This window comes from Faecalibacter bovis, from assembly GCF_017948305.1.
Taxonomy (GTDB): domain Bacteria; phylum Bacteroidota; class Bacteroidia; order Flavobacteriales; family Weeksellaceae; genus Empedobacter; species Empedobacter bovis.
In genome coordinates this window covers 2,569,560-2,581,589 of record NZ_CP072842.1, presented here as the reverse complement: position 1 = coordinate 2,581,589, position 12,030 = coordinate 2,569,560, and the positions used below count along the sequence as shown (strand labels likewise).

Below are 12,030 nucleotides of genomic sequence, written 5' to 3'. Positions count from 1 at the left end.
TTTTTATTTTGTATCTATTTCAAAATTAATTATGTAGATGATTGTGATGGTACTTTTTTTGATACTGAAAATCAATTAATAAAATTTATAAGTGGTATTAATTTTTAATATTTAATTAATATTAATTAGTTCGGTTAAAAACGAACCAATTTGTATATTTGCAAAATTATTATTGAAAAAATGGATGAAAATAATATAGCATGTGATTTAGAGCTTTTTGAAAGTTTTAGCGCACATTTAGAGAAAACGTACAATTTTCCTCCTTTATCTGCAAAGATATTAGCTTATATGGTCATGCAATCAAGTGTTGATGGATATTCCTTTGACCGATTGCTTGAAGTATTTAAAGTAAGTAAAAGTTCGTTATCCAATTCAATCAATTTGTTACTTTCCTTAAATCAAATTGAATACATCAATAAAATTGATTCACGCAAAAGATTTTTCAGACTTAATCCAAATTATGTTCCTGAAAAATTAGATTATTTGTATGAAATGATTTCGAATGATATCTATTATACAAAAAGAATAAACGATTTCAGAATCGCAAATAATTTGAATAGTCAAATAAATAACTCTGGTATCTTAGATGTCTATTTGAACTATTTGGCGGAAGCTCAGAAATTATTAAACGACACAATAAATAAAATAAAAACAATTCAACTAGAAAATAAGTAATATGAAGAATGTTAACGTTATGTTAGTTGGTGCATTAGCTATTGCACTTAGTTCTTGTGGTAAAAAGGACGGTCAAGGAGCACAACAAGCACAAGGGCCTATGCCTTATGATGTTGTAGATGTACCAACAAAAGTTGTAACGAGTTATGACGAATTCCCAGCAAATATAGAAGGGGTTGTAAACAATGATGTTCGTGCTAAAATCCAAGGGTACATTACGCAAGTATTAGTAGACGAAGGACAATATGTAGAAGCAGGAAAACCATTATTTAGATTAGAAACTAATGTTTTATCTCAGAATGCTGATGCTGCAAAATCTGGTGTAAGCGCTGCATCTGCAAGTGTTAGTGCTGCAGCAGCTAATGTACAATCAGCAACTGCTAATGTAAAAGCTGCGCAAGTAGAAGTAGATAAATTAGTACCATTAGTACAAAAAAATATTATCTCTAATGTACAATTAGAAACTGCAAAAGCTAAATTAGCTCAAGCTCAGGCTCAGGCGGCTCAAGCAAAAGCTGCTTTAGCACAAGCACAAGCAGGGAAGTCACAAGCTCAGGCTAATTACAAAGGAGCACAAGCAAATGTAGATTACTCTGTCGTTAGAAGTGACATTTCAGGTGTTGTAGGTGCAATCAATTTCCGTCAAGGAACATTAGTTGGTCCATCAGATCCATCTCCTTTAACTGTTGTTTCAAATACAAGTAGTGTTTATGCGTATTTTTCTATGAACGAGAAAGAATATTTGAATTTCATCTCAAAAACGGAAGGAGCTACATTACAACAAAAATTAAATAATATTCCGCCAGTAGAATTAGTTTTAGCGAATGGTGAAGTTTATCCAGAAAAAGGGAAAATTCAAACTGTTACAGGTCAAATTAATCCAACAACTGGATCAATTCAATTCCGAGTTAAATTTAGTAATGCGGCTAAAATATTATCAAACGGTAATTCAGGTACAATTCGCGTTCCTAAAACGTATGTTGATGCTACTGTAGTTCCAGAAGCTGCAACGTTTGAACAACAAGGTATTGTTTATGTTTACAAAGTAAGAAATGATTCTGCTATTGCAACTCCAATTAAAGTTACTGCAAGAGCTCAGAATATGGCTATCGTTACTGATGGAGTTAAGAAAGGAGAAAAAGTTGTAGCGCAAGGTGTAGGAAAATTACGTGATAAAACTCCAATTGCACCAAAACCAGCGAAATTTGAACAAATCGTAGAATCTACAAAACCAATTTTCTAAAAGGTAGAAATATGTTAAAAACATTTATTGAAAGACCCGTTTTATCCACGGTAATTTCTATCATGATATTCGTATTGGGTGTCTTGGGATTGGTTACTCTCCCAGTTACTCAATATCCTGATATCGCTCCTGCCACAGTTAAAATTTCTGCTTCATATCCTGGAGCGAATGCAAAAACTGTTATGGAATCGGTAATTATTCCTATCGAGGAACAGGTAAACGGTGTTGAAGGAATGGATTATATCCAATCTACAGCATCTAATAATGGTTCGGCATCTATTGATGTTGTTTTCAAACCAGGTATTGATGGAGATATTGCACAGGTAAACGTACAAAATCGTGTGGCTCGTGCTACACCTTTATTACCAGCAGAGGTAACTCGTTCTGGTGTTGTTACTCAAAAGCAACAAACTTCTGCTTTAATGTTCGTTTCATTTGGATCATCTAATCCAAAATATGACAACATTTATTTACAGAATTATCTGAATATTAATATTATACCTGCATTAAAACGTATTAATGGTGTTGGTGATGCATCAGCATTTGGTGCACAAACTTATGCAATGCGTATTTGGTTAAAACCAGAACGTATGGCAAATTATGGTTTAGTTCCATCTGATGTACAAACTGCTCTTGCTCAGGAATCTTTAGAAGCTGCAGCAGGTTCTTTAGGAGAAAATTCTGGACAATCATTCCAATACTCAATTACATATTCTGGACGTTATAAAACGGAAGCACAATATGAAAATATTGTTATTAAAGCTTTACCAGGAGGTCAAGTATTACGTTTAAAAGATGTAGCTGATATTACATTCGGAGCACAATCTTACGCTGGACGTTCAGAAATGAGAGGTAATCCTGCACAAGCATTTGCAGTTTATCAAACTCCAGGATCTAATGCGCAAGAAATTACGAAAGCATTACATGAGGCATTAGAAGAAGCATCAAAAGATTTCCCAGAAGGATTATCTTACACGGTAATGATGGATACGAATAAATTCTTAGATGCTTCAATTTCTAAAGTTGTTACAACAATGATTGAAGCTTTTATCTTAGTTTTTATTGTTGTATATATTTTCTTACAGGATTGGCGTTCAACTTTAGTACCATTAATTGCGGTACCAGTTTCGATTATTGGTACATTCTTTTTCTTAAATCTTGCAGGATTCTCAATTAACTTATTAACGTTATTTGCATTAGTACTGGCCATCGGGATTGTTGTGGATGATGCCATCGTTGTAGTGGAAGCTGTACATGCACGTATGGAAACTAATCACGAATCGCCAATGGATGCAACGAAGAATGCAATGGATGAGATTTCAGGTGCGATTATATCGATTACATTAGTAATGTGTGCGGTTTTCGTTCCGGTTACATTTATTACAGGTCCTACGGGAGTTTTCTATAAACAATTTGGTATTACATTAATTGTAGCGATTTTAATTTCTGCAGTTAATGCCTTAACGTTATCTCCTGCATTATGTGCTTTATTCTTAAAATCACATGATGCTAATGAAACGAAAAAACGTAGTTTTATTCAACGTTTCTTTGACGGATTTAATAGAATGTTCAACAACATGACGCATAGTTATGGACGTTCATTCAATTTCTTATTCAAACACAAATGGGTTACATTCTTAATCTTAATTGCTAGTGTAGGAGGTATTTTTGGAATCAGTAAAATGATGCCTTCAGGATTCGTACCTACAGAAGATCAAGGATTTATTATCGGTAACGTAGAATTACCAGCAGGTGCTTCTATGGATCGTGTATATCAAGTTCAAAAACAATTTGAAGCGCAAGCATCACAAATCCCAGGTATTGATGGAGTTACTGTAATTTCAGGAAACTCAATTATTTCTGGAGCAGGTTCTAATTACGGGATGATTTTAGTGAAGCTAAAATCTTTCGAAGAGCGTACAACAGAAGATACATCAATCAAAACGATTACAGGGAAATTATTCGGAGTAGCCGCTGGATTTACAGATGCACAAATGATTTTCTTCCAACCACCATCAATTCCAGGTTTCGGTATGTCATCAGGATTTGAATTAAAATTATTAGATAAATCAGGTGGAGATATTAATTCTTTTGACAAAGTAGCGAAAGAATATTTAGGTGCATTAATGCAACGTCCTGAAGTAATGTATGCTCAAACATCATTAAATACAGGATTCCCACAATACGAAATTGACGTAAACATTGAACGTGCAAAACAAGCAGGAGTTTCAGTTAGTACAATTTTCTCAACTTTACAAGGATATATTGGTGGATTATATGCTGCAGATTTCACACGTTTTGGTAAACAATATCGTGTGTATGTACAAGCAGATCCAAATGATCGTATTAACGAATCTTCATTAAATAAAATGTTTGTTCGTACTACTGATGGTCAAATGTCGCCAATCTCTCAGTTCGTTACATTAAATCGTGTATATGGACCAAACTCTGTTAACCGTTTCAATTTATTTACATCAGCAAATGTAACAGGAGGTATTAATCCAGGATATTCAACAGGGGATGCGATCAATGCGATTAACCAAGTTTCTGAACAAACATTAGCATCAAATTATGGTGTAGATTTCGCAGGTTTAACTCGTGAGGAGATTAAATCTGGTTCTCAAACGGTGATCATTTTCGCATTATGTATATTATTCGTATACTTCATTTTATCAGGTCAATACGAATCTTATATTTTACCATTTGCTGTTTTATTTTCAGTTCCATGTGGTATTATGGGAGCTTATTTAGCTCAGTGGTTAGCTGGATTAGAGAATAACATCTATTTCCAAATTGCCTTAGTTATGTTGGTGGGGTTATTAGCCAAGAATGCCATCTTAATTGTTGAGTTTGCTTTACAAAGACGTCAATCAGGAATGTCTATTGTTGCATCTGCAATTGATGGAGCAAAAGCTCGTTTACGTCCAATTTTAATGACTTCATTAGCATTTATCGTAGGTTTATTACCATTAGTTTTTGCTTCTGGTGTATCATCTGTTGGTAACCGTTCGGTAGGAACTGGAGCTGCATTTGGATTATTAATCGGAACAATATTAGGAGTATTTGTTATCCCTGTATTATTCGTAATCTTCCAAAATATTCAGGAAAAAATCAAACCAGTTAAGTTCATTCAAAAAGAAGAAACAAAATCAGTTCACTAATGAAAAAGTTTAGAATTTTAAAAGTTTCGTTAATTGCATTTGGATTGTTTTCTATTCAATCTTGTTTTGTAGCGAAGGATTATAATCGTCCAGCAAACGTGGAAAAAGAAGCACAATTCAGAACTGATATTGTAGCTTCACAAGATCAAACAATTGCAAATGTTTCTTGGCAAGAGTTTTTCTCAGATGCTACGTTAAAATCATATATCACAAAAGGTTTACAGAACAATCTTGATATTCGTACAGCTTTACAAAATATTGCTGTAACGGAAGCTTATGCAAAACAAGGTAAAGCCGGATATTTACCAACATTATCGGTAGGTCCAGGTTATACTTATACTAAAACTTCTGCGAATACTCAATTTGGTCGTATTACTGGATCACAATCTTTATCTCAATATGATGTAACAGGAAATTTCTCTTGGGAAGCTGACATTTGGGGTAAGATTAGAAGCAATTACCGTGGAGCAACAGCGAATTATTTACAAACAGTTGAAGCGCACAAAGCAGTGCAAACTAACATCGTTTCAACTATTGCAAACACGTATTATCAATTAATTGCTTTAGACGAACAGCGTAAAGCGATTGTACAAACGATAGGTTTTCGTGAGCAAAGTCTTGAGACAATAAAAGCGTTAAAGGAAGCTGGAAATGTAACGCAAGTTGCAGTGAACCAAACTGAAGCACAATTGTATAATGCAAAAGCATTATTAGTTGATGTTGATGCGAATATAAAATTGAATGAAAATATCTTAAGCGTTTTATTAGGTGAAACACCGAAAGTTTTAGAACGTGGAACTATTGATAATCAACAATTATATTCATCATTAGGAGTTGGAATTCCAGCGCAAATTTTGGAAAATCGTCCTGATGTTAAAGCAGCTGAATATGCATTAGTTAACGCATTTGAGAATGTGAATATAGCAAATGCAAATTTCTATCCTTCTTTAACCTTAACTGCTTCAGGTGGTGTACAAGGAATTGATATCGACAAATTATTTGATGCCCAATCTTTATTTGCAAATGTTGTGGCTCGTTTAGCTCAACCAATTTTGCAAAAAAGACAAATAAAAACAGCGAAAGAAGTAGCTTTAGCAAATGAAGAAAAGGCTTTATTAGCTTATAAGAAAACGATTCTTACTGCGAGTAAAGAAGTTTCAGATGCATTGGCTAGATTTCAGGCAGCTGACGAAAAAATTCCGTTAAAAGATAAAGAAGCAGCTTTATACAATCAGTCGATTGAATATTCTGAAGAATTATTAGCTTACGGAATGGCTAATTATTTAGAAGTTATTACGGCTAGAGAAGCAGCTTTGAATGCTGAATTAAATGCTATTAATGCTAAACTTACAAAACTTAATTCTGTTGTAGAATTATATCGTGCTGTAGGTGGAGGTTGGAAATAATATTTCTTTCATCAATATAATAAAATGCATCTCCTTTTGGAGATGCTTTTTTTATTGTTAAAACTTTTTGAAGTTTAGAATTTTTTCTAATCCGAAAACACATAAAACACTAATGCAAGCTATTGTTCCTAATAAACCTCCAAAACCAGAAAACATGTTAGAAATATGCTCGTAAAGTGTACAGAAAATGAAGGATGATATTATGAAATCTATTTTTTGATGTTGATGATTTTTTGCAATCATACCCATAAATGTTGCTCCCATCATAATTAAAAAATAATCTTTTAAAAATTCTGTATTGAAATTTGTTTTAATTGATAGTTGATAACATAAGCCAATAAGTACAGCTAAAGTAGCAGATGCTTTTACACTTCCCCATTTTCTTGTATTATTTAGATGATATGTTAACCAATATATTACAAAACAGCAAATAACTTTACTAAAGAAGATCATAAGAAAAGTATTTATAAAGTAACACACCAACGATTACAGAAGATAAGGCAATTGTACCTAATTTACCACCAACGCCTGAATAGAAATTTTTGCTCAAATAAAACAGAATTCCAGCAATTAGTCCAATCATCAAGATTAAATATATACTATAATTGTTGTCTGGATTTGTCATCCCTACAAATGCTCCACAATAGATAGGTAAAGATGAAATTGTTTCACTTCTTTTTTCAAGAAATACAGCTATTAAACCAACTATTCCTGCAGCTAATATTGAATTGAAATCAGCATAAATCTGTAAAAAATAGGTAGTAATAGTTCCGACTAAAACCAATGGAATAGAAATTAATTTATCGGTTTCGAAATCAGTTTTTAAAAATTTTGGTTGTCCAATTCCTATCAATAATAATATTCCTACAATTAAAACGAATAGTAGTTTTTGAATTGAATAATAGTTTTCTGCTCCTGCGAAATAAAGGAAAATTATAAATGGAAAACAAAAAAATAGATGGAATATAAAAGCTAAAAATTTCTTCATATTACAAATAAAAAAGCCTTAACAAAGTAAGGCTTTCGTTTAATATTTAAGATTTGAATTCTTTCAATAACATTGCATGTACAGCTGTTTCGTAATATAAAATTGCACACGTTTGTAAAAATTCGGCATGAGTAGAATTTTCAATTACATCATCAATTTTCATTTCATAATAATTTTCTATTAAATGTGAAATTGATCCTTTAAAATCATCGCGCGTCATGGTTTTATCTTTCAATTCCTTCATAATATAATTATCAGATTGTAAAAAGTGTGATCTGTAATTTCCTATTATGGTTTTACGAATATTCATCGCATTATGAACAATCTGAGATATTATTACACCACGTTTTTCTTTCTCAAAATTCCATTCTTTACGAACTTTTCTTGGATTTTGTGTGTAAAATAATTGGTGATGGTATTGATGAACATATTTCGCAATATCCGTATTTGCATTTAAGTAAAAGAATTGTAAAATAGAACTAAACAAATGGTTCGCATTCAATTCATTTGGATGATATGTATATAATAACGGATATGAAAATAAGGTTTTAAATACTGGTGATAACGTATCAATAATCGTTAAGTTCAGGAAATTTGTTCCTTCAAAATCAATCGATTGATATTTTTGATAAAAGTTAATTCCGGCAACGTAACATTGTGTATTATCTAAATGTAAAGCTTTTAAATACTGACCAATGTATTCGAAAAACTTAAGGTTTAAACGATGTAAAGTAGCTAATTTATATTTACTGTCCTTAAAATCGTTCGTCCAATCCTCTAAAACATTAGCATCAGAAATGATACTTGAAAAATTAGGGTTAGATTTTACATATTTTCCGATTTCATCTTCTTGCTTTAACAACTCATGTAATACGATATGATTATACGTTAATATTGCAGATGAAATAGGAGTAGACTCAATTTCATTAAATGGATCATAAGCTTCATTTGGTTTAGCATATAATCTAATTAAATAATGTAATTCTTCTTGTATTCTAGTTTCGTCAGTATAACGATTTAAAATTTGATCTGTATTTGCAGTAACAATGCTAGTTCCTAAAAAAAATAATAAACCCTTTTGAACTTCTTCGCTCCATCCACATCTTTCTAATGTTTGGTCAAAAAAGGTTTTAAATACTGTATCTGTATTGGTTAAGTTTTCCATTGTGTATATCAATAATCATGGTAAAAGTACTTTTTTTTTTCAAATAGATTATAACAATCTCTTGTTTGAGCGAAAATCAAAAGTTGGAGTTTTATAAAATTCTGATTTTTAAAATTTTAATATTTATAATCTAAAGTTTAATGATTGAATCATTTATAAAATTTAACCATCATAAAATTTTTAGAAATAGAATCCTCTTTTATTCAATCACAATTTTATTACGATTATTCTTTTTGTTGATTATGAAAATATAACTTACTAAGCAACAAAGCCCAATAAGAGCAGCTAAGAAATATGTTAATTTGAATCCAAAATTTGAAGAAATCATTCCAAATACAAATGATCCTAATCCGATTCCAATGTCGTATAATAAGAAAAATGTTGCAGATGCTGTTCCAGCTCTAGCAGGTTCTGCTGAAGAGATACATAAGGTTTGAAATGACGGAAATACAGCGCCATAACCTAAACCAATAATACCAGCAGCAACCAATAAAATTGTTGTATTTGTTGAAAATCCAACAATAAATAAGCCAATAATTAGTAATGTTAATCCTGGATAAACTAATGTATTTGAACCTTTCGAGTCATAAATTTTTCCAATTTTAGGTCGAGTAAGGATGATTACTAAAGCCAAACAAATAAAGAAAAACATAGAATATTTAGCTTGTCCAATTTCAGAGAAATAAAGCGCGATATAAGCAACAATAGCACTATAAGCAAATGCTAATAAAAAGGCTGTAAAACATATTGGTAAAGCTTTTCGTTCTATATATTGATCAATGCCTTTTACTTTTGGTTTATCATTTTGCTTTAGTTCATTAATTGGTTTTTCAGCTGTAAAGTAGCTAAAAATCATCGATAAAATTGCAAATATAGAAGCAACAATTAATAAAACTGAATAATCGAAATTATTAGCTAAAAAGATTCCTAAAGCTGGACCTACAACCATTGCAAGGCTCATAAATAGTCCAAAATAGCCAATTCCTTCTCCTTTTCTTTTTGATGGAATCCAATCCATTGCTAATGCAGCAGTAGATGTTGTAGCGGCCGAAAATCCGAATCCATTTATAAATCGGACAATTAACAATGGTACGATCGCTTGTGTTCCTAAATAGACAAGATTACAAATGATAAATATGGTTAAAAACACCAATGCAATTTTTCTTTTTCCGTACTGGTCGGCCCATTTTCCAGTAAATGGTCTTAATAATACAGTTCCTAAAATATACAACGAAACGATTAAACTGATATGTGTTGCGCTACCTTGTAAATCGTTTTTTACATAAATTGGCATGGTAGCAGTTAACAAATAAAAGTTAGAGAATATGAAGAAAGAACTTAAACATACATTTATAAAGTTTTTGTTCCAGAGTTTTTGTTCCATTGAAAATCTTAAATAATTTGAAAGCGCAAATGTCTTTATTTATTCTACGTCTGTATGTTTAATTCAGGACATAGATTTGTTTAATCGAGCCAATTTATCAAATCAAAAATTTTATGGTCTTTGTTTTGTTAGCAATTAGAAAAAATAATTTATGGATTGGGATGTAATAATTAAAAATTGGGAAAATGAAGATTTAATTAAAATCATATTATCCTTATTTGCTGGTTTATTATTAGGGATTGAAAGGGAAGTTAAAGATAAATCTGCAGGTTTTAAAACGATAACAATTATTTGTTTGGGTAGTACATTATTTACGATATTATCCTTTAAAATAGGAGCAGGAGATTCTGAAGATGCGACTCGTATTGCGTCTTATGTTGTTAGTGGAATAGGTTTTTTGGGTGCAGGTGTAATTTTTAAAGATGGTGTTAATGTAAATGGTTTAACTACAGCTGGAATAATTTGGATTTCTGCTGCAATCGGAATGTCATTCGGTTTTGGAGAATATTTAATTGGAATTGTGTTTTTAATATGTAGTTTCTTAATCATATTTTTTGGAAATCTTATTTCTAAAAACTTTATAAGTAAAACTAGTTTTAAAATAATTTCCATTAAATTTAACAGAGATAATTATGATTTTAAAAATCATATTATCAATGATTTAAGTGAGTTTTGTTTAACTGTAAATTCAAGGTCAATTACCGTAAACGAAAATGATATTACATGTATTATTGAAATAACTTACAAAGTAAATAATCTTGAATTAATTGAAAACTATTTGGTTACAAACGATAAAATAATAGAAATGGATTTTTAATTAAATTTTCATAAAATCTTGTTCTAATAAATCATCTAATGGACTTTGTGCGATTGAAGTTGGTAATTTTCTAAAGGTAAAATCACGAATTGTTGTCAAAAATTTATTCTCTAATTGCGCGACTTTTCCTGCTAATCTCGAAGTTTGAATAATGTAATGCGTTCTTTTTAATCGTCTTTTATTATAGTTTTCAAAACATTTAATAATATCATCAGGATTTCTATTTAATTCGTCAACCAAAACACAAACATCTTCAACAGCCATACAAGCACCTTGGCCCATGTTAGGCGTTGTTGCATGCGCAGCATCTCCAATTAATAATATGCGATTATATTTATAAGCTGCAATTGGTTCCAAATCCATAATTGGCGTTGTAATTAAATCTTCTTGTTTTGTTTTTTGAAGCGTAGAACGAATAATACCAGAATATTCAGCAAAATTTCTTCTAATATCTGTCAAATCCCATTGATAAACTTCACTGTTTAGAGGAGTATTTTTACATGCATACCAATAAATTTGATTGTCTTTTAATGGAGTCAATCCAAAACGACCATTTGATCCCCACGTTTCAATAGATTTTTTAGTATTGTAATTTTCATCTTTGATAACACCTCGCCAACAAATATAGCCAGCGTATTTTGGAGTAGATTTAGGAAGTAATTTTTGTCTAATTGATGAACCTATACCATCAGCTGCGATTACAAAATCAGCTGTAACTGAAGTCTCATTATCAAAGTATAGAATTACCTTTTCGTAATTTTGTTGTAAATCAACAACTTTTTTTCCTACAACTACATTTTTTGCATCGATAGATTGATATAGAAATTGATGTAAATCAGCACGATGTATTGCGAAATTATCAGTATTGTAATTCTTTCGTAATCGGTTGGTATCAGCTTTTAAAATTGTTTTTTCTTTCCAATTCTGAATTTCAAAATCTTCTAACATGTGGCCAAGTGGAATAATTTTGTCTTCATAACCTAATATTTCAAATGCTTTCATTGCATTTGATGCTAATCCAAAACCAGCACCTATCCCACGAACTTCGTCAGCTTTTTCATATAAAGTGTATGAAATATTTAAATCTTCAAATGCTTTGGCTAAGCATAATCCAGCAATTCCGGCACCAACAATTATAAAATTCTTATCAGTCATTTTTTAATTTAAAAAATGCCTTAATCGATTAAAATT

Annotated in this window: 10 protein-coding genes; 5 read left to right on the top strand and 5 right to left on the bottom strand. The window is 31.2% G+C overall.

Features of this window, described 5'->3' with window-relative positions:
- Window positions 1–180: 180 nt before the first annotated feature.
- Genes J9309_RS12405 through J9309_RS12390 form a run of 4 tightly spaced genes read left to right on the top strand, consistent with a single transcriptional unit; the run spans window position 181 to window position 6,485 of the window.
- Window positions 181–675, top strand: coding sequence for a transcriptional regulator (locus tag J9309_RS12405; RefSeq protein ID WP_230476200.1), 495 nt, complete (start codon window positions 181–183; stop codon window positions 673–675).
- Window position 676: 1 nt separating this feature from the next.
- Complete coding sequence (locus J9309_RS12400) at window positions 677–1,918, top strand: efflux RND transporter periplasmic adaptor subunit (RefSeq protein ID WP_230476199.1); 1,242 nt, start codon at window positions 677–679, stop codon at window positions 1,916–1,918.
- 11 nt (window positions 1,919–1,929) lie between these two features.
- Window positions 1,930–5,079 carry an efflux RND transporter permease subunit gene (locus J9309_RS12395; protein WP_230476198.1) on the top strand — a complete coding sequence of 1,050 codons (3,150 nt, stop codon included), beginning with the start codon at window positions 1,930–1,932 and terminating at the stop codon, window positions 5,077–5,079.
- The gene (locus tag J9309_RS12390) at window positions 5,079–6,485 is read left to right on the top strand and encodes an efflux transporter outer membrane subunit (RefSeq protein WP_230476197.1); all 1,407 of its coding nucleotides are present in this window, start codon (window positions 5,079–5,081) and stop codon (window positions 6,483–6,485) included. The genes J9309_RS12395 and J9309_RS12390 overlap by 1 nt, the downstream gene beginning before the upstream one ends.
- Window positions 6,486–6,542: 57 nt before the next feature.
- On the opposite strand, the gene J9309_RS12385 is transcribed toward J9309_RS12390, so the two are convergent.
- The 4 genes from J9309_RS12385 to J9309_RS12370 form a co-directional block, all read right to left on the bottom strand.
- Window positions 6,543–6,938 carry a hypothetical protein gene (locus J9309_RS12385; RefSeq protein WP_230476196.1) on the bottom strand — a complete coding sequence of 132 codons (396 nt, stop codon included), beginning with the start codon at window positions 6,936–6,938 and terminating at the stop codon, window positions 6,543–6,545.
- On the bottom strand, window positions 6,925–7,473 hold the full coding sequence (locus J9309_RS12380) for a hypothetical protein (protein ID WP_230476195.1): 549 nt from the start codon (window positions 7,471–7,473) through the stop codon (window positions 6,925–6,927). Before J9309_RS12380 ends, J9309_RS12385 begins: the two co-directional genes overlap by 14 nt.
- 46 nt (window positions 7,474–7,519) lie before the next feature.
- Complete coding sequence (locus J9309_RS12375; protein WP_230476194.1) at window positions 7,520–8,638, bottom strand: hypothetical protein; 1,119 nt, start codon at window positions 8,636–8,638, stop codon at window positions 7,520–7,522.
- A 199-nt stretch (window positions 8,639–8,837) separates the two neighbouring features.
- Window positions 8,838–10,022 (bottom strand): MFS transporter, encoded by a 1,185-nt coding sequence (locus J9309_RS12370; protein WP_230476193.1) that lies wholly within the window; start codon window positions 10,020–10,022, stop codon window positions 8,838–8,840.
- Between the two features lie 151 nt (window positions 10,023–10,173).
- Here J9309_RS12370 and J9309_RS12365 point away from each other — a divergent pair, with 151 nt between their 5' ends.
- Window positions 10,174–10,839 (top strand): MgtC/SapB family protein, encoded by a 666-nt coding sequence (locus tag J9309_RS12365; RefSeq protein ID WP_230476192.1) that lies wholly within the window; start codon window positions 10,174–10,176, stop codon window positions 10,837–10,839.
- On the opposite strand, the gene J9309_RS12360 is transcribed toward J9309_RS12365, so the two are convergent.
- Complete coding sequence (locus tag J9309_RS12360) at window positions 10,840–11,994, bottom strand: FAD-dependent monooxygenase (RefSeq protein ID WP_230476191.1); 1,155 nt, start codon at window positions 11,992–11,994, stop codon at window positions 10,840–10,842.
- Window positions 11,995–12,030: the final 36 nt, after the last annotated feature.

Bases quoted from the DNA above. Each gene is read 5' to 3' on its own strand.
- J9309_RS12405 (WP_230476200.1), top strand. From the start codon at position 181: ATGGATGAAAATAATATAGCATGTGATTTAGAGCTTTTTGAAAGTTTT.
- J9309_RS12400 (WP_230476199.1), top strand. From the start codon at position 677: ATGAAGAATGTTAACGTTATGTTAGTTGGTGCATTAGCTATTGCACTT.
- J9309_RS12395 (WP_230476198.1), top strand. From the start codon at position 1,930: ATGTTAAAAACATTTATTGAAAGACCCGTTTTATCCACGGTAATTTCT.
- J9309_RS12390 (WP_230476197.1), top strand. From the start codon at position 5,079: ATGAAAAAGTTTAGAATTTTAAAAGTTTCGTTAATTGCATTTGGATTG.
- J9309_RS12385 (WP_230476196.1), bottom strand. From the start codon at position 6,938: ATGATCTTCTTTAGTAAAGTTATTTGCTGTTTTGTAATATATTGGTTA.
- J9309_RS12380 (WP_230476195.1), bottom strand. From the start codon at position 7,473: ATGAAGAAATTTTTAGCTTTTATATTCCATCTATTTTTTTGTTTTCCA.
- J9309_RS12375 (WP_230476194.1), bottom strand. From the start codon at position 8,638: ATGGAAAACTTAACCAATACAGATACAGTATTTAAAACCTTTTTTGAC.
- J9309_RS12370 (WP_230476193.1), bottom strand. From the start codon at position 10,022: ATGGAACAAAAACTCTGGAACAAAAACTTTATAAATGTATGTTTAAGT.
- J9309_RS12365 (WP_230476192.1), top strand. From the start codon at position 10,174: ATGGATTGGGATGTAATAATTAAAAATTGGGAAAATGAAGATTTAATT.
- J9309_RS12360 (WP_230476191.1), bottom strand. From the start codon at position 11,994: ATGACTGATAAGAATTTTATAATTGTTGGTGCCGGAATTGCTGGATTA.